The 23,593-nt window shown below is 70.8% G+C and carries 17 protein-coding genes; 7 read left to right on the forward strand and 10 right to left on the reverse strand.

Annotated elements, in window-relative coordinates:
* The first annotated feature begins 68 nt into the window (after window positions 1–68).
* On the forward strand, window positions 69–1,208 hold the full coding sequence (locus KUV67_04735; protein ID MBY6204173.1) for a hemolysin family protein: 1,140 nt from the start codon (window positions 69–71) through the stop codon (window positions 1,206–1,208).
* Window positions 1,209–1,247: 39 nt separating this feature from the next.
* On the opposite strand, the gene KUV67_04740 is transcribed toward KUV67_04735, so the two are convergent.
* A complete protein-coding gene (locus tag KUV67_04740; protein ID MBY6204174.1) occupies window positions 1,248–4,316 on the reverse strand; it encodes an efflux RND transporter permease subunit in 3,069 nt (1,022 codons plus the stop codon).
* Window positions 4,313–5,407 (reverse strand): efflux RND transporter periplasmic adaptor subunit, encoded by a 1,095-nt coding sequence (locus KUV67_04745; protein ID MBY6204175.1) that lies wholly within the window; start codon window positions 5,405–5,407, stop codon window positions 4,313–4,315. Before KUV67_04745 ends, KUV67_04740 begins: the two co-directional genes overlap by 4 nt.
* Before the next feature lie 179 nt (window positions 5,408–5,586).
* Between KUV67_04745 and KUV67_04750 the strand changes: the two genes are divergently transcribed.
* A complete protein-coding gene (locus KUV67_04750) occupies window positions 5,587–6,234 on the forward strand; it encodes a TetR/AcrR family transcriptional regulator (protein ID MBY6204176.1) in 648 nt (215 codons plus the stop codon).
* 68 nt (window positions 6,235–6,302) lie between these two features.
* On the opposite strand, the gene KUV67_04755 is transcribed toward KUV67_04750, so the two are convergent.
* A complete protein-coding gene (locus KUV67_04755) occupies window positions 6,303–9,512 on the reverse strand; it encodes an EAL domain-containing protein (protein MBY6204177.1) in 3,210 nt (1,069 codons plus the stop codon).
* A gap of 184 nt (window positions 9,513–9,696) precedes the next feature.
* Between KUV67_04755 and KUV67_04760 the strand changes: the two genes are divergently transcribed.
* Window positions 9,697–11,187: an NAD(P)/FAD-dependent oxidoreductase gene (locus KUV67_04760; protein MBY6204178.1), complete on the forward strand. Its 1,491-nt coding sequence runs from the start codon at window positions 9,697–9,699 to the stop codon at window positions 11,185–11,187.
* A 50-nt stretch (window positions 11,188–11,237) separates the two neighbouring features.
* Here the strand turns inward: KUV67_04760 and KUV67_04765 are convergent, their stop codons facing one another.
* Both KUV67_04765 and KUV67_04770 read right to left on the reverse strand, forming a co-directional pair.
* Window positions 11,238–11,684 carry a hypothetical protein gene (locus KUV67_04765; protein MBY6204179.1) on the reverse strand — a complete coding sequence of 149 codons (447 nt, stop codon included), beginning with the start codon at window positions 11,682–11,684 and terminating at the stop codon, window positions 11,238–11,240.
* A gap of 138 nt (window positions 11,685–11,822) precedes the next feature.
* The gene (locus tag KUV67_04770; GenBank protein ID MBY6204180.1) at window positions 11,823–12,737 is read right to left on the reverse strand and encodes a winged helix-turn-helix domain-containing protein; all 915 of its coding nucleotides are present in this window, start codon (window positions 12,735–12,737) and stop codon (window positions 11,823–11,825) included.
* Between the two features lie 201 nt (window positions 12,738–12,938).
* Here KUV67_04770 and KUV67_04775 point away from each other — a divergent pair, with 201 nt between their 5' ends.
* A complete protein-coding gene (locus KUV67_04775; protein ID MBY6204181.1) occupies window positions 12,939–13,487 on the forward strand; it encodes a DUF1543 domain-containing protein in 549 nt (182 codons plus the stop codon).
* A gap of 16 nt (window positions 13,488–13,503) precedes the next feature.
* On the opposite strand, the gene KUV67_04780 is transcribed toward KUV67_04775, so the two are convergent.
* A complete protein-coding gene (locus KUV67_04780) occupies window positions 13,504–14,007 on the reverse strand; it encodes a DUF2165 domain-containing protein (protein MBY6204182.1) in 504 nt (167 codons plus the stop codon).
* Window positions 14,008–14,207: 200 nt separating this feature from the next.
* Here KUV67_04780 and KUV67_04785 point away from each other — a divergent pair, with 200 nt between their 5' ends.
* Window positions 14,208–14,828 carry a CIA30 family protein gene (locus tag KUV67_04785; GenBank protein ID MBY6204183.1) on the forward strand — a complete coding sequence of 207 codons (621 nt, stop codon included), beginning with the start codon at window positions 14,208–14,210 and terminating at the stop codon, window positions 14,826–14,828.
* Here the strand turns inward: KUV67_04785 and nei are convergent.
* From nei to KUV67_04805, 4 genes are read right to left on the reverse strand one after another with little or no spacing between them, the layout of a single operon-like run.
* Window positions 14,779–15,597 carry an endonuclease VIII gene (gene nei, locus KUV67_04790; GenBank protein MBY6204184.1) on the reverse strand — a complete coding sequence of 273 codons (819 nt, stop codon included), beginning with the start codon at window positions 15,595–15,597 and terminating at the stop codon, window positions 14,779–14,781. The two genes, KUV67_04785 and nei, sit on opposite strands and share 50 nt — an antisense overlap.
* Window positions 15,598–15,601: 4 nt before the next feature.
* Window positions 15,602–16,018: a DUF423 domain-containing protein gene (locus KUV67_04795; protein ID MBY6204185.1), complete on the reverse strand. Its 417-nt coding sequence runs from the start codon at window positions 16,016–16,018 to the stop codon at window positions 15,602–15,604.
* A gap of 31 nt (window positions 16,019–16,049) precedes the next feature.
* Window positions 16,050–16,481 carry a hypothetical protein gene (locus KUV67_04800; GenBank protein MBY6204186.1) on the reverse strand — a complete coding sequence of 144 codons (432 nt, stop codon included), beginning with the start codon at window positions 16,479–16,481 and terminating at the stop codon, window positions 16,050–16,052.
* 16 nt (window positions 16,482–16,497) lie between these two features.
* Window positions 16,498–17,358 (reverse strand): hypothetical protein, encoded by an 861-nt coding sequence (locus tag KUV67_04805; protein ID MBY6204187.1) that lies wholly within the window; start codon window positions 17,356–17,358, stop codon window positions 16,498–16,500.
* Between the two features lie 199 nt (window positions 17,359–17,557).
* Between KUV67_04805 and KUV67_04810 the strand changes: the two genes are divergently transcribed.
* On the forward strand, window positions 17,558–20,221 hold the full coding sequence (locus tag KUV67_04810; GenBank protein ID MBY6204188.1) for a PD-(D/E)XK nuclease family protein: 2,664 nt from the start codon (window positions 17,558–17,560) through the stop codon (window positions 20,219–20,221).
* Entirely contained in the window at window positions 20,218–23,586 is a 3,369-nt protein-coding gene (locus tag KUV67_04815; protein MBY6204189.1) for a UvrD-helicase domain-containing protein, read from the forward strand. Before KUV67_04810 ends, KUV67_04815 begins: the two co-directional genes overlap by 4 nt.
* Window positions 23,587–23,593: the final 7 nt, after the last annotated feature.

Here is a 23,593-nt window from a genome sequence, read left to right on the forward strand (position 1 = left end):
GCACGGGGCGACACGTCGAGTGGTCGACAGGCCTACCCCGCAGCTGACTTTCGAGAGAATCCTCAAGAATGACCCTGCTCGTCTTCTACCTCTTCCTCGCCATCGGCGTGTCGTTCCTGTGCTCGATCCTCGAGGCGGTGCTGCTGTCGATCACGCCGTCGCACATCGCGGTGATGAACGAGCAGGGCCACGGGTCCGGCAAGCTGCTGCGCTCGCTGAAGCGCGAGATCGACCGGCCGCTCTCGGCGATCCTGACGGTCAATACCTTCGCTCACACCTTCGGCGCGGCCGGGGTCGGGGCGCAGGCGCAGGTGGTCTTCGGCCAGGCGTGGCTGAGCGTGATCTCCGCCGTGGTGACGCTGGCGATCCTGATCTTCTCGGAGATCATCCCGAAGACCCTGGGCGCGACGTACTGGAAGCGGCTGGCGCCCTTCACCGCCCACACCTGCCGCTGGCTGATCGTCCTGACCTGGCCGCTGGTGAAGCTGTCGCAGTACATCACCCGCTGGCTGGGCAAGGGCAAGAAGGGACCCACCGTGTCCCGGGAGGAGCTCAGCACCCTGGCCCAGGTCAGCCGCGACGAGGGTGAACTCGACGAGGAAGAGGCCGGCATCTTCGCCAACCTGATCCGCTTCGGCGCGATTCGGGTCGAGGACATCATGACCCCGCGCGTGGTCGTGGCCCGCTTCCAGCAGGACGTCACCCTGGACGACGCGCGCTCCCGCGACGACGGGCTGACCTTCTCGCGCTACCCGGTGTTCGGCACCGACGACGAGGACATCACCGGCTACGTGCTGAAGGCCGACATCATGCAGGCCTTGGCCGACGGCCGCGGCCACCTGCCGCTGAAGGCACTGAAACGCGAGGTGCTGTTCCTGCCGGAGTTCCTGTCCCTGCGCGTGGCGTTCAGCCAGCTGCTGACCGACCAGGAGCACTTCGCGGTCGTGGTCGACGAGTACGGCGGCTTCACCGGGCTGGTCACGATGGAGGACGTGCTCGAGACCCTGCTCGGCATGGAGATCGTCGACGAGAGCGACACCACCGAGAACCTGCGCAAGCTGGCCCGCGAGCGCTGGGTGCGGAGGGCCAGGAAGATGGGCCTGGAACTGCCTCACACGGTGATGGCGAACCGGGACGACGCGACGGAGGGCGGACCGGACGATGCGAAAAAGGACCGCAAGGACGACACCACGACCGACGCCGGCTGAAGGGCGGCGGGCAGAGCGCGCGGCCGGGGATCCCGTCGATCAGGTGCGGCGTTCGGGGCGCATCCACAGGGCGTACAGCGCCGGCACGAACAGCAGCGTGATCGCGGTGCCGACCACGACGCCGCCGATCAGCACGTAGGCCAGCGGCCCCCAGAAGCTGTCGAAGGTCAGCGGCACGAAGGCCAGCGCGGCGGCCAGCGCGGTGAGCACGACCGGCCGGGCGCGCCGGACCGAGGCCTCGACGATCGCTTCGAACGGCACCATGCCCTCGGCCAGGTTGTCGCTGACCTGCTGGGTGAGGATCAGCGTGTTGCGCATCAGGATGCCGGCCAGACCGATCAGCCCCAGCAGGGCGACGAAGCCGAACGGCTGGCCGAACACCAGCAGCGCGAGCACCGCCCCGATCAAGCCCAGGGGCGCGGTGGCCACGACCACGAAGGTGCCCGAGAAGGACCGCATCTGCAGCATGATGAAGATCAGCATCAGCGCGACCATCAGCGGCATCAGCCGGTTGATCGACGCGTCGGCCTTGCCCGACTGCTCCACCGCACCGCCGATATCGAGGCGGTAGCCGTCCGGCAGCGAGGCACGCAGGTCTTCCAGCTCGGCCCAGAGCTCGTTGGTCACGTCGTTCGGCTGGGCGCCGGCGATGTCGGACTGCACCGCGACGAAGGGCTGGCGGTTGTAGCGCTTGATCACCGGCGGCTCGAAGTCGACGACCAGGCGCCCGAGCTGGGCCAGCGGCACCTTGCGCCCGTCCCCGGTCTTCAGCTCCAGGCCCATGGGGTCGACGGGCCCGCCGTCGACCTTGCCCCGGACCCGCAGCTGCACCGTGCGGATGTCCTGGCGGATCGCCCCGACGGCCAGCCCGTGGCTCTGGAACTCGAGCTGCTCGGCGACCTCGCGCGGCGTCAGACCGATCCGGCGCAGGCGCTCGGCGTCCATCTCCAGGAAGGCCACCGGCACGCGCTCGTTCCATTCCAGGTGCGGATCGAGCGTGGCGGGGTGGGCGTCGACGATGTCGCGGACCCGGTAGGCGATCTGCCGCAGGCGGTCCGGGTCGTCGCCGACCACCCGGAACACCACCGGCCAGATCACCGGCGGGCCGAAGAGCAGCTGCGAGACCCGGATGCGCGCCTCCGGGAACTCGCCGTCGGCGATGTGCCGGTTCAGTTCGGCCATGACGCGGTCGCGCGCGTCGTCGTCCTCGGTCACGGCCACGATCTTGGCGAAGGCGGGATCGGGCTGCTCGGGGTTGGCCGAGATGAAGAACCGCGGCGCACCGGCGCCGACCCAGGCCGAGAGCGAGCGCACCTCATCCATGTCCTCGAGCAGCGCCTCGACCCGTTGGGCGGTCGCGTCGGTGTTGCCGATGGCCGACCCCGGCGGAAGGAACACGCTGACCAGCACTTCCGGCCGGTCGGAGCCGGGAAAGAACTGCTTGGCCACGGGGCCGGCCATGCCGGCGACGGCGCCGATCAGCAGGCCCACCGTGGCCACGACCACGATCACCCGGTGCCGCACGCAGGTCTCGACCAGCCGGCGAAGGCTCCGGTAGGTCGGTGCATCGTAGGGGTCCCGCTCGTGTCCGGCCGCCGTTCCGCGCGACAGCAGTGCCGCGCCGAGCCAGGGGGTGAAGGTCACCGCCACCAGCCAGGAAATCAGTAGCGCGAAGGCCAGCACCCAGAAGATGTTGCCGGCGTATTCGCCGACCCCGGACCGGGCGAAGCCGATCGGGACGAAGCCGGCGACCGTGACCAGCGTGCCGAACAGCATCGGCGCGGCCGTGGCCCGCCAGGCGAAGGCCGCGGCGTCGATCCGCTCCAGCCCCTCGGCGATCTTGACCAGCATCATCTCGATGGCGATGATCGCGTCGTCGACCAGCAGGCCCAGGGCAATGATCAGGGCACCCAGCGTGATCCGGTCCAGGTTCATGCTGGCGGCGTGCATCAGCAGGAAGGTCAGGCCCAGGGTCACGGGGATCGCGATACCGACGACCAGGCCGGCGCGGAAGCCGATGGCAAGAAAGCTGACCGCCATGACCACCAGCACCGCGATCAGGAACTTGACCTGGAACAGGTCGACGGCCTGGGCAATCGCGTCGGCCTGGTTGGTCAGCACCGACAGTTCCATCCCCAGCGGCAGCCGGGCGCGCTCGCGCTCGACGAAGGCATCGAGCCGTTCGCCGAGCTCGAGCCCGTTGGCTCCGTCGGCCATGACCACGCCGAGCACCAGCGCGTCCTCGCCGTCGGCACGGACCAGGAAACCCGGCGGATCCTCGTAGCCGTGACGGACCGTGGCGAGGTCGCCGAGCGTGACCACCCGGTCACCGCCGGCCGTCGGCGCGACGATCGGCGCGGCAATGGGAATGGCACGCAGCTCGTCGAGGTCGTCGACCCGGTTGTCGAGCCGAAGATGGACCCGCGGCCCGTCGGTCTCCACCTGGCCGGCCGGCGTCAGCGCGTTCCACGCATTGATCGCGTCGAAGATCTGCGCCGGCGACAGGCCGAGGTTGACCAGGGCGGCGTTGTCGAACTCGACGAACACGCGCTGCGGCCGTTCGCCGATCAAAAGTGCCTTGTTGACGCCCTCGACCCGGGCAAGGCGGTCGCGCACCTCCTCGGCGACCCGCGTCAGGTCGCGCATCGGCAGCCCGGGAGCGGTCAGCGCGAGCAGTTGGAAGTAGACATCGGCGAAGTCGTCGTTGACGATGGGGCCGACGACGCCGGCCGGCAGCCTCGGCTGCTCGTCGCGCATCCGCTTGCGGACCTCGTAGAACAGCCGCGGCAAGTCCTCGCTGGGCGTGTAGTCGTGGAACTCGACCTGCAGGTCGGCTCGCCCGGGGCGGATCGAGGTCTCGATGCGATACAGGTTCTCGACTTCCTGGATGCGCTGCTCCAGCCGGTCGACGACCTGGTCCTGGAGTTCATCGACGGTCGCCCCCGGCCACTCGGCCGAGACGACCAGCACGCGGACGGTGAACGCGGGATCCTCGGCCCGGCCCAGGGCCAGGAACGCGTACACGCCGCCGAGGACCGACAGGAGCAGGAAGAACAGCGTGACCGAGCGCTGCTCCACCGCGATTCGCGACAGGTTGGGGATGCTCACGGGGCGTCGTCGCGATCCAGCGCCCGCACCGGCATGCCCGATTCAAGCAGGTGGGTGCCCAGCGCGATCACTTCGTCGCCGGGCGCCAGGCCGTCGGGCGTCTGGTTGCCAAGGATGCGGGCGTACTCCGTGTCGATATCGACCAGGGTGACCCGCAGCGGTTGGGCGCGGCCGTCTACGATCCGCCAGACCTGCGGCCCGAGGCCGCGTTCATTGATGGCGCCGATCGGCACCCGAAGCATCGGCGCGCTGCGGTCGGGTGAGGCATCGAGACCCAGCTCGACCCGGACCACCGAACCGAGCCGGGGGGATGGATCCGGGTCGACCAGGGCATAGCGCGCCGACCAGGTGCGGGTGGTCGGGTCCGCCGCCCCCGCGACCTCGCGCAGGCGCAGTTCGGCGCCGGCGTCCGGCCCGGTGAGGAGCCGACCCGTTGCCGGTTCACCGACCGCTTCGGGAAGGTCGACGGCGATCTCGCGCGGGCCATCGAGCGCCAGCCGGGCCACCGCTTCGCCGGCTGCGACGACCTGGCCGGCTTCCGCCAGCACGTCGATCACCACGCCGCCTTCGCGCGCGGTCAGGGTCGCGTAGTCCAGCGCGTTCGTCGCCTGTTCCAGCCGGGCCCGGGCCGCCTCGGCCCGTTCCCGGGCAGAGGCTTCGGCCAGTTCGAAGCGCTCGAACGCCTGGGCGCTGATGAACTCCCGTTCGAGCAGGTCCCGGTTGCGCCGCGTCTCGCCGGCGGCGGTCGCCACCTCCGCTTCGGCCGCCTCGAGATCGGCCCGGGCCACCTCGACTGCCTGGGCGAGGTCCCGGGGATCGAGCTCGAACAGCACGTCGCCGGCGGCCACGCGCTGGCCGGCATCGATCAGGCGCCGCTCGATCCGGCCGCTGACCTGGAACGCCAGTGGAAGCTCGTGGCGGGCCCGAACGACGCCGGACAACTGGACGCCCCGACGTTCGGCCGACTCGACCGGTGCCGTGAGCACCCAGCGCGGGGCGGAGTCCCCCGGCGAGGACGACGGCTCACCACACCCGGCCAGCAACAGCGAGAGCGTCACGGCCGCAGCGAACGCACCCGGAATCCAATGCATTGACAGACGCACCGCGGCCACCCAGACTATTTGTGAACGGACCCGTATCGTAATAGAACCGGGCCGCGATGTGTAGACTCGACGCGATGCCCGCGCAGAATCCGGGCGGGCGTTCTCCAGGAGACCGAACCGCATGAGTTCCCCTCGACACGGGCCATCGAACGACCGGCCACGCCGCCATGGCTGACGCCCGTTCGGCCCATCCCGCGCGGACGCGCGGCGTCGGTCGGCCGGTCGACCCGGCCAAGGACCGCGAGATTCTCGCCGCCGGGCGGCGGCTGCTGTTCGGGGTCGGCCCCGAGGCCATCACGATGGAAGCGGTGGCGCGCGAGGCCGGGGTCGCCAAGCCGACGCTGTACCGGCGTTATGCCAACCGCGACGAACTGATCGCCGCGGTAGCCGAAGCCGAGGCGGAGCGGATGGCGGGCCGTTTCGAGGTGGTCCCGGGCAGCATCGACGACCTGCGCTCGGCGCTGGTCGATTTCGGCTGCACCTTGACCGGCTTCCTGCTCAGCGCCGAGCATCTACGCTTCGTCCACGCGCTCGGTGCCTCGGACCGGATGCCTCAATCGACCCGGGACTCGATCTACACCCACGGCCCGCGCGGCACCCACGAGCGGCTTGCCGGCTGGCTGGACACGGTCCGTCGACGCGGCCTGCTCGACTGCCGCGACCCGGTGTTCGCGGCCGAGCAGTTCCTCGGGATGCTGATGGGGCTGGACCTGGTGCGAACGCTGTATCACGTCCCCCTGGTTCGCGATGCACGCGCGACCGAATCCCGGGTCAGCCGGCTGGTCGACGACTTTCTGCGCCTGCACGCGGCCTGACGCGCGCCGACGCTCGCGCCTGCTCATCCGGGAAGGACCACCCGCGCGGGGGCCGCGCCGGGTCGGGCTCAGCTGCGTTCGGCCTGCGCCTCGATCAATCGGCCGAAGTCCTCGGCCGAGCCCGGGCGGCCGAGGTGGTATCCCTGGGCCAGGGGGCAGCCTTCCTCGTCGAGGATCGCCATCTGGGACTCGGCCTCGACGCCTTCGGCGATGACGTCCATGCCCAGCGACTGGCCAAGGCGGACCGCCGAGACCACGAGCTGCAGATCGGCCGGGTTGTTCTCCAGGCCGTGGAGAAAGCGGCGATCGATCTTGAGCGCGTCGAAGGGGTAGTCGCGCAGGTAGCCCAGGGACGAGAATCCGGTGCCGAAATCGTCCATCACCATGCCCACGCCGTTTTCCCGCAGGGTCCGCATGGTGCTCAGCACCGATTCGGCACCGCTGAGCAACACGCCCTCGGTGATCTCCAGGCTGATCGACGATGGGGGCAGCCCGTGTTCGCGGATCGCCGCGAGCAGGTCGTCGGCCAGCGCTTCGTCGCGGAACTGGCGCGGCGAGACGTTGATCGACAAGCGCAGGTCCGTATGGCCCTCGGCGTGCCAGGCGGCCAGCTGGCGCAAGCCGGTCTCGATCACGAACGCGCCGATCCGGTCGATCAGACCCACGTGCTCGGCCAGCGGGATGAACTCCGACGGGGAGACGTCGCCGAGTGCGGGGTGCTCCCACCGAAGCAGCGCCTCGGCCCCGACCACGCGCCGGTCGTTGACCCGGACCACGGGCTGGTAGACCAGCGAGAGTTCGCCGCGACCGAGGGCCGAGCGCAGCGCCTCCTCGATCTCGAGCTGACGCGAGATGTCTTCGTTCATCGCCGCGGTGAAGAACTGGAAGCCGTTGCGGCCCTCGTTCTTGGCGTGGTACATGGCCGTATCGGCGTTCCGCATGAGGTCGTCGGCCGAGTCCCCGTCCTGGGGAGAGACCGCGAGGCCGATGCTGGCGGTGAGCATGATCTCGCGGCCCTCCAGCGAGAACGGGTTGCGAAAGGCGTGCAGCAGCTTCTGGGCCACCGTCGCCACGTTGCGCTCGTTGACGCGGTCGTCGATCAGGATCAGGAATTCGTCGCCTCCGATCCGCGCCACCGTGTCCTCTTCGCGCAGTTCGCCGACGAGCCGCGTGGCGGCCTGCTTGAGAATCCGGTCGCCGACCGCGTGACCGAGCGTGTCGTTGACCTTCTTGAAATGATCCAGGTCCAGGAACAGCACCGCCACCGGGGCGTTGATGCGCCGCGCGTGACGCAGGCTCTGGTTCAGCCGATCGAGCGCCAGCACGCGGTTCGGCAAGCCCGTCAGGCTGTCGTAGTGGGCCAGCCGGAACAGCGCTTCGGCGTCGCGCTTGCGTTCGGTGATGTCTTGGGCAAAGCCTCGCAGCCGGGGCACCGAGTCGTCGCCTTCGTAAAGGTCTGCGTAGACCTTGATCCAGCGCAGTTCGCCGTTGTCGGGCCGGATGATGCGGTGTTCGATGCTGTAGGGCTGGCCGGTCTCGACCGTCTCGCCCAGCGTGGCCTCGACCCGGTCCCGTTCGCCCGGCGGCGTCAGGGCCAGCACGCTGGAGCGGGTCAGCGCACGGTCGCCGACGCCGAAGACCTTTCGCCATTCGTCCGAGGCCTGGAAGCGTTCCGAACCGACTTCCCATTGCCAGCTGCCCAGCCCGGCCAGGGCTTCCGCGTGGCGGCGCAGGGCCTCGCTGGCCCGCAATCGGGTCTCGACCTCGTTGCGATCGATCGCCGCCCCGACCAGGTCGCCCAGCACCTGCAGCAAGGACGCTTCGCGGTCGCTCCAGATCCGCTCGCGACGGACCGAGTCGAACCCAACCAGCCCGATCAGGCGTTCACCCGCCACGACCGGCAGCGTGATCAGCGAACGGATGTCCTCGTCGTCGAAGATCGCCTTCTCTTCGTGCCATTCAGGGCCCAGTTCGGCCACGCTGGAAATCACCACGGCCTCGTGGCGCTTGAGCTGCTCGAGCAGGCGGGGAATGGTGCTCGAGGGCATGTCCTGCAGGTTGTGCATCTCCGGGGAGATGCCGTCGGCGACCCATTCGTGGGTGTTGGTGTAGCGGGCCAGGTCGTCGCTGAAGCGGATCAGGTAGGCCCGGTCGACGTCGCACCATCGCCCGATCCGTTCCAGCGTCTCCGACATCACCCGGTCGAGGCTCGACTGGCTCGACTGGATGAATTCCCTGGACGCATCGACCATCAGGCGCTGCAGGCCGATCGCGTATTCGAGCCGCTGGTTGGCCAGGTGCTGTTCGGTGACGTCCAGCAGCGCGCCGACCAGTCGGTCCCGGCCCTCCTCGTCGCGGATCACGTTGACGTTGTCGCGCAGCCAGACTTCCGTGCCGTCGCGAGCCAGCATCCGGTATTCCATGGTGTGCGAGCGCCGCGCACGCGCTTCGCGCTTGCAATACGACACCACCCAGTCCCGGTCCTCCGGGTGAATGTGATCCGGCCAGAAATCGGGATCGGCCAGCCACTCCTCCGCGGTGAACCCCAGCACGCCCTCGATTTCGGGACTGACGAAATCGAACTCCAGCGTATCGGCGTCGGCCTCCCAGAGGACGGCCGCGGTCGACTCGACCAGCGTGCGATAGATCGCCTGCGAACGAGTCCTTTCTTCGGCTTCGTCCTTCAGCTGGATTCGTCCGCTGATCAGGCGACGCGTGCTGCGCGCCAGGCGGATGCTGACCGCGATCAGCGCGAGGCTGTACAGGGCCAGAGCGAGGAGAATCCAGTCGTCCGACGGCGTATCGGAGGACAGCAGGCGATGCATGAACGGCAGGATCGAGCCGGCCAGGAAGCCGACGGCGACCGGCCAGCTGCCGGCGAGATTGACCACGCCGCCGGCCACCATGCCGGCGATCACGAACAGAAGAAGGCCCTGCTCCGGTCCGGCCTCGGGGCGATACAGCACCCAGGCGGTGCTGCCCCAGACCAGGCCGCCGAGCACGGTGGCGATCGCGAACAGCACCAGCCAGCGGCCCGGACGATGATAGTGATCGCGGGTCCGGCGCAGGGAAAGAAGCAGACCGATGCGAAGGGCGGAGACGCCCAGGAACAGGGCGATCCACGCCAGCAGGGGGCCTTCGGGCCGGATCGGGAAGTGGACCGATGCAAGCAGGGCGACGACCGCGGCGCCGAGGATGACCGACAGCGGCACGCCGTTGAACAGCGCCCGGACCTGCTCCACCCGGATCCGGTGGGCCAGTGAGTGCCGTCGATCCATCTGCTGATCCACCAACGTCGGTCCCCTGCAGCGAACAGAACGGAGCCATCGCGCGGTCCGGTCCGCGCGAATCAAGCCTTCCCAGTCAACCCCAGGGTCAAGGCTAGGGGAAGCGGCCGCAAAAGGCAAACTCCGCGCTCTGCCACACTCTAGACTGCCGGGCAGCCCTCGTTGTGAACTGCCGATGCCTCGATCGAATGCCTCGCACCTCGATGTCGCCGTTCTCGGGGCCGGATTCGGCGGCCTCGGGATGGCCTGCCGGCTGCGCGCCGAGGGGGTCCGGAATTTCCGCGTCTTCGATGCGGCCACGGGCGTCGGCGGCACCTGGTGGGTCAACCGCTACCCCGGCTGCGCCTGCGACGTGCCGGCGCACCTGTACTCGTATTCCTTCGCGCCGAAGCCCGACTGGACCCGCCGCTTCGCGCCCCGGGCGGAGATCCAGGCCTACCTCGAGCAGGTCGCCCGCGACCGCGACCTGGACCCGCACCTCGAACTCGGATGCAGGATCGAGCGCACCCGCTGGGACGAGGGGCAGGGCCTGTGGCGGCTGGACGACGTTCACGGCCGCCGGTGGACCGCCGACGTCGTCGTCTCCGCGCTCGGTGGCCTGTCGCGGCCGCTGCGGCCCGACCTGCCGGGCCTGGACGAGTTCGCCGGGCGGATCCTCCACACCCAGGCCTGGCCGGACCGCCTCGACCTGGCCGGCCGGCGGGTCGCCGTGATCGGCACCGGCGCGACCGCGGCCCAGGTGGTGCCCGAGATCGCGCCCGACGTCGAGCACCTGGACGTCTACCAACGCACGCCGAACTGGATCCTGCCCCGGCCCGACCGGCCGATCCGACCCTGGCAACGCCGGCTCTACCGGCGCGTTCCGCTGCTCCAGAAACTCGTCCGCTTCTCGATCTGGCTCGGCTCGGAACTGCGCGTTCCGGGCCTGGCCTGGTCGACCCGCCTCGCCGCCGGGCACCGGGCGCTGGCGCTCTGGCACCTTCGCCGCCAGGTGCCGGACCCGGAGCTGCGACGCGACCTGACCCCCGACTACGCGATCGGCTGCAAGCGCGTTCTGCGCTCCAGCGACTACTACCCGGCGCTTGTGCGCGACAACGTCGACCTGGTCACCGCGCCGATCCGGCGCGTGGAGCCCGATGGCCTTCGCAGCGCCGACGGCCGGCTGCGGCGCGCCGATACGCTGGTTCTCGCCACCGGCTTCCGCGCCACCGCACCGGTTCCGGGGGGCTTGTTCATCGGCCGCGGCGGCGTCGACCTTGCCGAGACCTGGGCCGACGGGCCGTCCGCCTGGCGGGGGGTGGCCGTCCACGGGTTCCCGAACCTGTTCCTGCTGATGGGCCCGAATACCGCGCTCGGCCATAACTCGGTCGTGCTGATGATCGAGGCCCAGATCGGCTTCGTGATGAAGGCACTGGAGGCGCGCCGCGGCGACGTGCTCGAAGTCCGCGCCGATGCCCAGCGTGAGGACAACGCCCGGCTGCAGCGACGGTTGGCCGGGACGGTCTGGAACTCGGGGGGCTGCAGCAGCTGGTACCGGCACCCGGTGTCCGGGCGCAACGCCACGCTCTGGCCGGGCTTCACCTGGACCTACCGGAATCGGCTGCGCGGATTCCGCCCGGCGGCCTTCGACCGGCGCACACCGGCCGGGCCGCAGGCCGCGAAATGAAAACGCCGGCGCGGGGCGCCGGCGTTGCAGAGGCTCCTGCGACCGCGCACTTACGGCGTGTCGTACACCCGGTGCAGCACGGTCAGGTACCGGGTCGGTTCCCGGTCATCGACGTACTGCTGGAGGATGTGATAACTCTTGCCGGCCTCGACCACCAGTTCGATGGTGTTGTAGTCGGTGTCCCGGCGCGAGCGCGGGTTTCTCCAGTCGAGACCCGGCGGTCGGCGGACCTTCGACCGGACCGTGATCTCGTACCGGCCGGGCTCGAGCCACAGGACATCCCGGTCACCGACGATGTTGCGGCCGTCGATCATGATGAACGTGACCTCGTAGAGCTCGTTGGCCGGGTAGCCGGGAAACCCGACGATCTGCGCGGCGTCGGGGCCGGGCTGGGTCAGCGGAAGCGCCTGGGCCGGCGACGCGGCGATCGCCGCCAGGGCCGCGAACAGCGTGCCCGCCAGCGCGGCGTGGAAGGATGTGCGGAAACGAGTCGTCATGGCGAATCTCCTGTCTGGATGGACGTCGATGGACGTGGAGTCAGAATGCGTCGCGCCTGCGGTGAAGTCGATGGAACGGACCTGAAATTGTCCGGAAATCGGCGTGAACCAGCCTGAAGGGCTTTCGATACAGGCCGTTCAGAATCCTTCGGCACGGAGTTCCGGCCAGCGCGCGACCAGGTCGGCGACCAGCGTCTCGGCCACCGCACCGGCCGACACGGGCGCGCCGGGATCACCGACCGCGGTGCCGGTCCAGACCACCTCACCGCGCGGCAGGCGCAGCAGGCGGGCCTCGATCCGCCAGCCGTCCCGGTCGTTCAGTCGGTCCGGGATCAGGCTGCCCTCGAGCACCAGCGACGCGCCAAGCTCGGCGGCCACGAACTCCGTACGATCGCGGCCGGTCAGCGCATCGCCCATCGACGTCCGGCCGATCAGCACCAGGCCGTCGAGCTCGGCCTGCCAGAGCGCCGCCAGCAGCGTGTCGGCCAGGACCAGGTCGAGGTTGGTCGCATCGACCGCGGGGTCGCCGAGCATCTCGAACGGCACCACGGCCAGCCGGGGCACCGGATCCGCGGCCTCGTCGCGGTCGATCACCCACCACGCGAGCAGCGCCGCCATCCCCAGCACGATCACCAGGGCGGCGGCCCGTCGCCGGCGCCGCCCCATCGGCGGCTCCGACCCGCCCGGGTCCGGCGGCGCCGACCCGCTGGCCGCCGGGCTGGGGTCGGCCGGTTCGGTCCGGGGGTCGGCGTGGAAGCGGTAACCGCGGCGCGGCACGGTCTCGAGCAGCTCATCCGGGGCGCCGGTGGCGCGCAGCGCGTGACGAAGCTCCTTGACCAGCGCGGACAGGCCGGACTCGAAGTCGACGACCCGGTCTTCGCCCCAGACGGCCCGGCACAGGGACTCGCGATCGATCACCTGTCCGGGACGGGCGAGAAAGGCCTCGAGGAGCGTGGCCACCTGCGGCCGGAGCGTCTGTGCGCCGCCCCCGGCGCCTTGCAGCGAACCGTCGGAAGGATCGTATTCGAGCCCTGAAAAGCGAATCTGCGCCATTGCCTCGTGCCTCGCCGGGACGTCCGACGACCATTCTGCCGAACGCGCTGGAGAGAACCATGGAACGAGCCTGAATCTTCCCTGAAACGCCGCGGAAATGCGAACCCGTCATGCCCGACCGCCCGGCCCGCTAGACTTCGCGATCGGACCGGCCGCCGCAGCGCCGGTCGTACCCTGCGAAACCCCAGCCGGAGAGCCCGCATGACCGAACCCGCCCTCTACGCCGTCTGCCTCGGGGGCCGCGCCCCGGGCTGCAACGTCGAACTCCACGACGTGGTATTTGCCGTCGGCAGCTCCCTCGAGGACATCCACGGGCAGTTGCTCGATCGCTGGTTCGGCGAACCCGGCCGGGTGCACGTCGACGCCTGGGCCCGGGTCGACACCGTACCGGGCTACCGGGTCCACCTGCAGCGCGCGCCGTCCGACGGCGGACCGCAGCTCTACTTCGTCAACATCGGCGGCTACGCGCCCGGCGAACTGCTCGAACGCCACGCCTACGCGCTGTATGCCGGCGAATCGGTGGCCGAAGTCAAGGCGAAGGCGAAGGCCGAACTGCTGGCCGGCAGGGACTCGGTGCATCGCGACGACCTCTACGACATCGACGACCTGCTGGCGATCGACCGGGTCGATGGCTGGCACGTGGCCCTGGAAGCCGATCCGGACGCCGGGGCGCCAGAGATCGTCAACGGCTACTTCCCGCTGCCGCGCGCGACGATCGAGGCCTGGAAGCGCGAACGAGGACTCGACTGAGCCCCCGCGCGGGCGATCAGCGATGCGGATCGCTCTCGGGCTGGTTGACGAACAGCAGCACCACCGCCGAGGACACGGCATACATGAATGCCCCCTCCAGCGAGGCCAGCCCGATCTCGGTCTGCCACATCTGGTAGAGCGCACCGCCGAAGGCCATGAACAGGCCGATCCAGAGCAGCAGCGCCAGGCCGCAGCCGAACACTGCCAGCGTCCGTGCCCGGGCGAACTCGGCGACGCCGCCGGCGCGGGCGTTCCACATCTTCACCGCGCCGACGAAGCAGAGCACGCCGATCGCGCTTTCCGTGGCGATGACCAGAGCCAGCGCAAGGCCGACCAGCACCGGTGCCGTGACCGGCGGCAGGACGGGCTCGTCGTAGATCGCCTGGTCAGCCATCGACAGCACATAGCTCACTGCGGCGAACGCTCCGTCGATGTTGACCAGGTTGCTGATCGCGTAGAAGCCGGCCTGCAGGCCCACGGCCAGGACCAGCAGAGTCTTCAGAATACGGATGGCTTGCATGTCTCCCTCCGGCGCCCTGCGCCTTCGAGCCCGCTTCGATCCCGCTGACTGCGCTCCCCGCGCGTCAGCCTAAAGTGCCGCCGAGGCCGCGCGCAAGCTGCGTGGTGCAGCGAGCGCCGGAGGTTCCGGCGACGGACATGCCGTTGACGAACATGTTGTTGACGAACATGTTGTTGACAGACGGGGGGCATGCTGCGCAGATGAGGCACCCGATCCACAACCTGTCCATCCTTCTGATCCTCATCGGAGTCGCCGCCGTGGCCAAGGGCGAGGAACGCCTGCTCGATGATTTCAGCCGCAACGACGGCCGGTCCGCGTTCGGCACGTCCTGGACCGGCTTCACGGACCGTGTCATGGGTGGCCGCTCCGACCTCGCGGCCGGCTACGTGGTGACCGGGACCGGCCCGGCGCTCCGGATGCGCGGCACGGTCCGGCTGGACAACAACGGAGGATTCGTCCAGCTTCGACTGCCGCTGGTGCTGGGCCGTCGGCCGCTGGATGCGTCCGCCTTCGATCGCTTCGTGGTCGAGGCACGGGGCCGGCCGGGCCCCTACTACCTGCACCTGCGCACCCCGCAGACCCGTCGGCCCTGGGCCTACTACCGGGCGCGACTGGATATCGGCACGGACTGGCGGCGGATCGTGGTGCCGCTGAGCGAGTTCGATGGGGTGTCGATCGACCGACCCCTGGACGTGTCCCGCCTGCTCTCGGTGGCGCTGGTGGCCTACGGCGAAGCCTTCGAGGCCGACCTGGTGGTCCGCCGCATCTCGCTCATGGGTCCGGCTGACACGCCGGACAGCGATACAGCCGACGGCCGCTGACCTCGATCTTCTCGACCGCCCCGTCGCAGGCGAAACAGGCCTGGTCCGCGCGCGAGAATACGTAGTGCCGGTAGTCGCGCCGCCTCCAGCCGGCCTTCTTCAGCTGCTCGGCCCGCTCGGGGTCGTTGGTGATGCCGCCGGTCTCGACCGAGCGCCACATCAGCGTGTGCACGGCCTCGGCCAGATCGCGGCGTTGCTCGTCGTCCAGGTCCAACGGTCGGTGCTTCGGCGACAGACAGGCCTCGAACAGGATTTCCGAGCGCAGGTAGTTGCCCACGCCGGCGAGGAAGCCCTGGTCGAGCAGCAGGTGACCGAGCTGCCGGCGGCGGAATTCATCGCGCCCGATCCAGCCGGCGATCCAGTCGACGCCGGCCCCGCTGGACAGGACATCCAGGCCGGCGCGCTCGAGAAACGGGTGCGTCTCGCCGGGGTCGATCCATGCGATCTCGGACGCGCTGTAGAGCAGCGCCGACTTCCGTTCCGTCGACAGCACGAGCCGCAGCTGCCGACCGGTGTCCGGGCGGCGATCCGGGTCGCTGAAGATCCAGCGACCGTAAAGCTGGTTGTGGGTGTAGACCCGCGCGCCGTCGTCGAAGGCAAGCAGCAGCGCCTTGCCCAGGGTCGTGACCTCCGGCGGCGGTCCGCCGACGCGAACTGCCAGCGCGCGATCGACATCGGGAAACGCGCAGGCGGCTTCGGTCAACGGCCGGCGACCGAGCGCACGCTGGATGCGCCGGGCCACGCGGTACATCTCCGGACCCTCGGGCATCGGGTCAGGCGTCGGAGCGGTGGCGCGAAGCGCCGGTGGCCAGCGCGGCCCAGGCCACCGCCAGCCAGGCCAGCATCAAGGTGGTGCCTCCGAACGGGGTCAGGTAGGTCAGCGCTTCGATGTCGGTCAGCGCCGCCGCGTAGATGCTGAAACTGAACAGCACGGTGCCGGCGATGAACAGCCACCCGGCCAGTGCGAGGCGCCGGCCTGGGGGCGAAGCGGAACCGGGCCCGCCGGCCAGCACGACCGCCAGCGCGACGACCAGCGCGGCAAGGGCGCCGACCTGGTGGTAGCGGATCGCGGTCAGGACCCAGCGCCAGGTTTCCCCGTCGAGGCCGGGGCGGAGTACGTGTTCGGCGGCCGCGCCGACGGCGACGGACAGGAACCCGAGAAGCGCAGCGGCAAGCAACAGACGATTCATGGTCGAGCCGGAACAGTGGAGGAGCGGGCGATTATCCGTCGCCGGGGTCACGACCACGCGACGACCCGGAGCGCCGCAGCACGGCACGCAGGGCGACGGCCAGCCAGAGCATCACCGACAGGAGCGGCAGGCTCAGCGTGACCGGCCACCAGGCCTCCGGGGCATCGGAAAAGTTCAGGCGCAGGTTTCCGGCAAGCAGCGCGGACACCGGCAGCCAGCACAGGTTGACCAGCACCAGCAGGCCGGCGACCACCCGCAAACCGCCCGGCGCCAGCACGTCGAAGGCCAGCGCCGGCAGGATCACGAAGCTCGCCGCGGTCGCCAGGGTGCCGAGCGGCAGGTCGAACCCGGGCAGCGACCACTCGAGCCAGCCGGCGCCGGTAGCCAGGCCGGCCAGGGTCAGTGCGACGACCAGCCAGCCTGCGGCGTGCAGCGGAACGCGGTGGGTCCGGGGGCGTTGCATCGTTCGAGGCGCGCGGCTAGCGGAAGCGCGTCCGGAAGATCACGTCGAAGCGCTCTTCGAAGTAGCCCTCGAACTGGTTCAGGACGATTCCGTCGTAGCCCTCGGCGCTGAGGTGGAAGCAGTCGTCGCCGTCGAGCCGCAGCGCCTGGGTCGGGCTGGGCAACGCGGGATCGCCGGGAGGCGCCAGCTGGCCCGGCGGGATGCCGTCGTCCGGGAAGCCGAAGCGCCACTGCATCTGGCCGAGATGGCTGACGTGATGGATCCGGGGATGCGCTGCGGCAAGCCCCGCCATCGCCGCCTCGAAGGTCGTCGAGGCCGAGTTCAGCTCCAGCGGACTCGGCTGGCCCAGGTCGTTCCACAAGGGCTGGCAGACGAACAGGCCGACGATGCCGTCGAGCGTGTCGACGAAATTGGGATAGTCGTAGAAGCTCAGCAGGACCTCGACGTCGGGGCGGGCGTCGAGAATGAACGCGGTCAGCTGCTCGAGGTCGCCATGGACCGCGTCGGTCAGGGCCTGCACCTGGCCGGGCGCCAGCGCGGTGCTCCAGGCGTTCAGGAAATCGTTGCCGCCGAGCGTGACCTGGACGACGTCGACGTCGCTGCGCAACGCCAGCTCGTCGGCGAGCGCCTGCAAGCGGCCCGGCGCGACCCAGTCGGCGGCGGTGGTGCCCGATTCGGTCGTCGCCGCTCCGTAGACCTGCACCGCGCCGAAGCCCAGCGCATCGAAGGCCAGCGCATGGGCCTGGTCGGTCCACTGCTGCTCGGCCCAGCTGTCGCCGATCAGCAGCAGGCCGTCGACGGCCCGCGCCGGAAGCGCGACGATGCCGAGCAGCAGCGCCAGCGTCACGCCGCACGGCCGGTTCCTGATCCAGTCCATCGGTCTCGCCTCGTCCCCGTGCCCGTTGTTCTCCAGCGGATTCATCCTACTCCACCGGCGCGCGCCTTCGCGTGGCGGGCGCTGCGCGTAGCGCGGGGGTGCTCCGGCTCGGCACTCTCGGGTTCTGAGAATCCTTTCGGCATAATCGGCGCTCATGATTTCCCGTCCCGACGCCCGCCCCGGACCGCCCCCGGGCCCATTGGTCCTCACACCGACCTCCCGCCTCGCCCGGGCCGAGCGGAAGCGACTGGCGGCCGAGGCCTCGGCGCGCGGCGAGACCGCCTGGCGGACGCCCGAAGTGCTGAGCATCCCGGCATGGCTGGCCCGGCTCCGCGACGACGCGCTGCTGGTCGGCGCGATCGAGGGCGTGGTGATCGGCGACGACGCGGCACGCGAGATCTGGCGGGAGGCGATCGACAGCGAAGTCTTCATCGGCGAGCCGCGGGTCGTCGAACTGGCCCAGCGCGCCTGGCGCACGGTGCATGAACATTGCCTGGATGCCCCGGAGGACTGGCCGGAGGTGCTGCTGTCCGAAGACGCTCGCGCCTTCCAGCGCTGGGTGCGGCGCTTTCGATCGATCGCCCGCGAACGGGACGTGGTCGACGAATGGACCTTCGCCGCCGCGCTGCCCGGGCTGATCCGGACCCGTGCGCTGCCGCTGCCCGGCGCGGTCCGCCGGGTCGGCTTCGAACTCGAACCGGTGCCGCTGGTCCGGGCCCTGTTCGAGGCAATGGCCGACGCCGGTATCGCGATCGCCGACCCGCACGGGGGCCGCGGCGCCGAGCCGTCCGAAGCCGCGACGCCGACCGTGCGGGCCTATGCCGACGACGACAGCGAGCTGCGCGCCGCAGCCGCCTGGGCTCGATCGCGCCTGGCCGAGCAGCCCGAGGCACGGCTCGGCATCGTCGTGCCCGATCTCGCCGCCCGCCTGGGCGCCGTCGAGCGAATCTTCTCCGCGGTCTTCGACCCTCCAGGCTTCGCCCTGGACGACAGCCGCGAGGACCGGGGCGACGCGGCCTGGCACGTGTCGATGGGGCCCGCACTTTCCGACTGGCCGCTGGTCGCCGATGCACTGCTGGTGCTCGGCCTGGGTCCGAACCGGATCGAGCAACCGCGCGCCGGTCGGCTGCTGCGTTCTCCCTGGCTGATCGATCACGAACTCGAGCAGCGTCCTCGCGCCGAGGCCGAGGCACGGCTGATGCGATGGGCGCCCTACGCCCTGACGACCCATGAACTGGCCTTCGAGCTCAAGGCCGCCGGCGCCGTCCGCCTGGCCGAAGCGCTGGAGCGCTGGCGGGCGACGACGATCGCGCATCGCGATGCGGCCTGGCCATCGGGCTGGACCGAGCGCTTCCAGACCGAACTGAGCGCGCTGGGCTTCGGCCGCGGGCGAGCCCTGAACAGCCGCGAGTTCCAGGTGCTGCAACGCTGGCACGACCTGCTCGAGGCCTTCGCCGCGCTGGACGGAACGGTGGCGGGCCCGCTGTCGCGATCGCAGGCGCTGATGCGGCTGGCCGAGCGCGCCAGGGGCGTGACGTTCCGGGAAGCCGACCCGGGCAGCGCGATCGAGATTCTCGGCGTCCAGGAAGCCCTCGGCGCCCGCTTCGACGCCGCCTGGTTGACCACGCTGGACCGCGACGCATGGCCGGCGGCGGCTCGCCGTGACCCGCTGATTCCGGGTCCGATCCAGCGGGCCGTGCCGTCGAGCACCGCCGAGGGCTGCCGTGCCCGTGCCCGGGCCGAGCTGGCCGGCCTGGCCCGGATCGCACCCGAACTGCACGGCAGCTTCGCCCGCGGCGACGACGAGATTCAGCGCCGCTGTACCCCGCTGCTGGACGCAGACCCGATTCAGGAGACGATCGAGACGACGATCGAGACGACAATCGAGGCGACCGACGAAGCCGGGGCCGCCGCCCCGGTCGAACTCGAGGTCGTCGCCGAAGACCGCAGAGCGCCTCCGCTGGAGCGGGCCGAGATCCGGGGCGGCACCGCGGTCCTGCGTGACCAGTCCGCCTGCCCCTTCCGCGCGCTGGCGGTCCATCGCTGGGGCGCCCTCGACCTGGCGCCGCCACGCCCGGGCCTGGACGCCCGGCTTCGCGGCACGCTGCTGCACCGGGCGCTCGAGGCGTTCTGGCGGAAACTCGAAGACCGAGACGCGCTGCTCGCCCTCGACGCCGCCGATCGCGCCGCGCGAATCGAAGACGCGGCCGCCGCTGCGCTCGACGGCGTGCTGGAGAAGCACCGGCTGACCTTGAGCCGCGCCGGGCGCGCTCTGGAACAGCGCTGCACGGAGCGCCTGCTGGACCGGTGGCTGGACCTCGAGCGCGATCGCGGTCCGTTCGAAGTGATCGCGCGCGAGAAGAAGATCGCCCTGCGCTTCGGTCCGCTGACCCTGTCCGGCACCATCGATCGCATCGACCGGACCCCGGCCGGCCCCCTGCTGATCGACTACAAGACCGGCTCCAGCGGCCGCAACGCCTGGCGCCCGAGCGCCCGGATCGACGATCCGCAGCTGCCGGCCTATGCCCTGAGCATGGACGAGCCACCGGCCGCGCTCGCCTTCGCCCGGCTGCGTCCGGACGATCTCGGCTTCGACGGCCTGGCGCGCAACGATGTCGGCGCGCGCGGCGTGGCCGAGCTCGCCGGTCTCGGCGGGGCGTGGAAAGGCGTCGACGATTTCGATGCCCTGCTCGCCGACTGGAGAACGGCGCTGGATGCGCTGGCCGAGGACTTCGCCGCCGGCGCGGCGACCGTGGACCCGCGCGAGGCCAAGGTCTGCGGCGACTGCCACCTTCACGCCCTGTGCCGCATCCACGAACGCGACCCGCTGGCCGGGAGCGCCGATACGGAGGGCGCCGAATGAGCGATCGCGAACAGCGCCGCCACGCGGTGCGGCCCGACCGGTCGGTGATCGTGCAGGCGCCGGCCGGCTCGGGGAAAACCACGCTGCTGGTCGAGCGCTTCCTGGCCCTGCTCGAGACCGTCGACGCGCCGGAAGAGATCCTGGCGATCACCTTCACCCGCAAGGCGGCGGCGGAGATGAAGCAGCGCATCCTGCGCGTGCTCGAGCCCGGCTTCGCCAGCGACGCACCCCACGAGCGGGGCCTGGTGGCCTGCGCGGAGCGCCTGCGCGACCGGGTCGTCGAGTGGGACCTGCTGGCCAACCCGCAGCGCCTGATGATCCGGACCATCGACTCGTTCAGCCACTACCTGGCGCGCAGCATGCCGGTCGCCAGCCGGCTCGGCCCGGTGCCTGCACCGGCGGAAGATACCCAGCCGCTGTACCGGGAGGCGGCCCGCCGCGTGCTCGACCGGATCGGCGAGAACACGGGAAGGAAGAGCGACTCGGGCGACGAGGGGGACGGACTGGCGGCCGCGCTGGAACGGGTGCTGCTCTGGCGCGACCATCGCACCCAGGACGTCGAAGACCTGCTCGTCGATCTGCTGAAGCGTCGGGAGCAGTGGCTGCGTGCCCTGACCGTGACCGCGCCGGAACGCGACGCACTGGAAGCGGTGCTCGACGGCCTGGTCCGCGAGCGCCTGCACGCGGCGCGCGACGCGCTGGACGACGCCCTCGCCGCCGTCGGCTGCCCGCCCGAGGACCTGGCCGCGCTGCTCGACTTCGCCGCCGGACAGCTGCGCGCCGACGATGGAGCGGGCGGCTTGCGCGAGTGGCCCGGGGGCGGCCTGCCGGACCCCGAGCCGGAGGCCCTTGCCGGCTGGAGAGCGCTGGGCGATGCGCTGCTGACCCAGGCCGGCAGCTGGCGCAAAAGCGTCGACAAGCGCGCCGGCTTCCCGCCGAAAACCGAAGAAAAGGACCGGATGACCGCGCTGCTCGAGGACCTGCGCGAATTCGACGCCGTGGCCGAACGCCTCGATGCGGCGCGCACGCTGCCGCACCCCCGGTACGACGACCGCGAGTGGGCCGTGCTCGAGGCACTGATCCAGGTCCTGCGCCAGGCCGCCGCCGAGCTGGCCGTGGTGTTCGCCGAGCGTGCGCAGACCGACTTCACCGGGCTGTCCGGCGCCGCGCTGACGGCGCTGGGCGACGACGAGGCCGGCTACACGGACCTGGGCTTGTACCTGGACCGGCGGATCCGGCACATCCTGGTCGACGAGTACCAGGACACCAACTGGGCCCAGTTCCACCTGCTGGAGAAACTGACCCACGGCTGGGAACCCGATGACGGCCGCACGCTGTTCCTCGTCGGCGATCCCATGCAGTCGATCTACCGCTTCCGCGAGGCCGAGGTCGGGCTGTTCATGCGCACCCGCGACCGCGGGATCGGCGACCTGGTGCTCGACGACGTCCGCCTGACCCGCAACTTCCGCTCGCGGGCCGAAGTCGTCGACTGGGTGAACGAACGGCTCGGGCCGGTGTTTCCCGATCACGAGGACATCGCTGCCGGCGCGGTGGCCTACGCGCCGTCGGAGGCCGGCCGTGGCGCCGGCGGGCGAGTCGAGCTGCACGCCCTGCCCGACGACGCCGCGGAAGCCGAACGGATCGCCCGCCTGCTGGGCGAGGCGATCGACGCCCACCGTGACGACGCGAACTGGCGCGCCGCGATCATCGTCCGCTCGCGCAACCACCTGCAGGCGATCCTGCCGGCCCTGAAGCGTCACGGCCTGCCGTTCCGCGCGGTGAAGCTCGACCCGCTGATCGCGCGGCCGGTGGTCCAGGACCTGCTGGCGCTGACCCGGGCGATCCGCCTGCCCGCCGACACGGCCGCGCTGCTGGCCGCGCTGCGCGCGCCATGGTGCGGCCTGCGCCTCGCCGACCTCCACCGGCTGGCCGGCGACGGCGCCGACCCGCACGCCGCCGATGCCATCCTCCGCCTGGACGGCGACGCGCGAGCGCGTGCGGAGCGGGTCTACGCGGCCCTGGAGCGGGCTCGGGGCCGGATCGGGCGGCGGCCGCTGCGCGCGCTGGTCGAAGGAACCTGGCTTCGGCTGGGCGGCCCGCACCTGCTGGAACACCCGGACGCCGACCGCGCCGATGCCGCGCAGTACCTGGACCTGCTCGAGAGCGCCGAAGCCGACGGACTCCTCGACGACCTCGGTGCGTTCGAAGAGCGACTCGCGGCCGGCTACACGGCAGGGGCCACCGTCCGAGATCCGGCGGCCGATGGCGTCCGGCTGGAGATCCTGACCATGCACGGGGCCAAGGGCCTGGAGTGGGATCTCGTCGTGCTGCCGCAGCTCGATCGCGGCACCGGCGGCAGCCAGCGCGACCTGCTCTACTGGCTGCCCTTCACCCGGCCCGACGGCGACGAGGCCGTATTGCTGGCGCCCCTGCGCGCGGCCGATCAGCCATCCAACAGTCCGCTGATCGACCTGATCCGGAACGAGCAGCGACAGCGCGAGGACTACGAAAGTCAGCGCCTGCTCTACGTGGCCGCCACTCGCGCCCGCGAGCAGCTGGTCCTGACCACGGCGCTGGATCCGGACCGCAAGGGCGGGCCGAAGCCCGGCCGCGGCACCCTGCTCGAGCGACTCTGGCCGGGGTGCGGGACGGACTTTCTCGACGCACTGGCGGCGGAGGCCGATCCGCCGGCTTCCGCCGCGCCCGGGGTCGCGACACCGGCGGTCCCGGACCTCAGGCGCGCTCCCGAGGGTTGGCGCCCCAGGCGGGACGAGGCGCTGGCCTGGGCGCCGGACCTGCCGCCGCGCGAGCGCGAGGTCGAGATCGAGTTCAACTGGGCCGGCGCAGAAGCCCGTCGGACCGGCCAGGTCCTGCATCGCCTGCTCGAACACGTCGGGCGGATCGGTGTCGAGGCGGTCGTCGACGACGATCGAGACGGATTGATCGCCCGCATCCCGGCGCTGCTGCGGGCGATCGGGACCGGTCCCGAGGCGCTGCCGGCCAGTCGTACGCTCGTCCGCGAGGCCTTCGAGCGTACCCTGGCCAGCGAAACCGGCCGCTGGATTCTCAGCGGCGACCATCCCGAGTCGGCCTGCGAGCTGCCGCTGAGCGGCGTCGTCGACGGCCGCCTGGTCAATGCCGTGATCGATCGCACCTTCGTCGATGGCGACGGCGTCCGCTGGATCATCGACTACAAGTCCGGCTACCACGCCGGCGGCGACCTGGAAGGCTTCCTCGGCGAAGAGGCCGCCCGCTACGACGTCCAGCTCGGCCTGTATCGGCGCTTGTTCGAACAGCTCGGCGAGACCGGGATCCGCACGGCGCTGTACCTGCCGCGGCACGACCGGCTGGTGGAGACGGGCTAGAAACGGG

Source organism: Halomonas denitrificans (assembly GCA_019800895.1).
Lineage (GTDB): Bacteria > Pseudomonadota > Gammaproteobacteria > Xanthomonadales > Wenzhouxiangellaceae.

Excerpts from the sequence above, each read along its gene's own strand:
- KUV67_04735 (MBY6204173.1), top strand. The coding sequence starts at position 69 with ATGACCCTGCTCGTCTTCTACCTCTTCCTCGCCATCGGCGTGTCGTTC.
- KUV67_04745 (MBY6204175.1), bottom strand. The coding sequence starts at position 5,407 with ATGCATTGGATTCCGGGTGCGTTCGCTGCGGCCGTGACGCTCTCGCTG.
- KUV67_04750 (MBY6204176.1), top strand. The coding sequence starts at position 5,587 with ATGGCTGACGCCCGTTCGGCCCATCCCGCGCGGACGCGCGGCGTCGGT.
- KUV67_04755 (MBY6204177.1), bottom strand. The coding sequence starts at position 9,512 with ATGGATCGACGGCACTCACTGGCCCACCGGATCCGGGTGGAGCAGGTC.
- KUV67_04760 (MBY6204178.1), top strand. The coding sequence starts at position 9,697 with ATGCCTCGATCGAATGCCTCGCACCTCGATGTCGCCGTTCTCGGGGCC.
- KUV67_04765 (MBY6204179.1), bottom strand. The coding sequence starts at position 11,684 with ATGACGACTCGTTTCCGCACATCCTTCCACGCCGCGCTGGCGGGCACG.
- KUV67_04770 (MBY6204180.1), bottom strand. The coding sequence starts at position 12,737 with ATGGCGCAGATTCGCTTTTCAGGGCTCGAATACGATCCTTCCGACGGT.
- KUV67_04775 (MBY6204181.1), top strand. The coding sequence starts at position 12,939 with ATGACCGAACCCGCCCTCTACGCCGTCTGCCTCGGGGGCCGCGCCCCG.
- KUV67_04780 (MBY6204182.1), bottom strand. The coding sequence starts at position 14,007 with ATGCAAGCCATCCGTATTCTGAAGACTCTGCTGGTCCTGGCCGTGGGC.
- KUV67_04785 (MBY6204183.1), top strand. The coding sequence starts at position 14,208 with ATGAGGCACCCGATCCACAACCTGTCCATCCTTCTGATCCTCATCGGA.
- nei (MBY6204184.1), bottom strand. The coding sequence starts at position 15,597 with ATGCCCGAGGGTCCGGAGATGTACCGCGTGGCCCGGCGCATCCAGCGT.
- KUV67_04795 (MBY6204185.1), bottom strand. The coding sequence starts at position 16,018 with ATGAATCGTCTGTTGCTTGCCGCTGCGCTTCTCGGGTTCCTGTCCGTC.
- KUV67_04800 (MBY6204186.1), bottom strand. The coding sequence starts at position 16,481 with ATGCAACGCCCCCGGACCCACCGCGTTCCGCTGCACGCCGCAGGCTGG.
- KUV67_04805 (MBY6204187.1), bottom strand. The coding sequence starts at position 17,358 with ATGGACTGGATCAGGAACCGGCCGTGCGGCGTGACGCTGGCGCTGCTG.
- KUV67_04815 (MBY6204189.1), top strand. The coding sequence starts at position 20,218 with ATGAGCGATCGCGAACAGCGCCGCCACGCGGTGCGGCCCGACCGGTCG.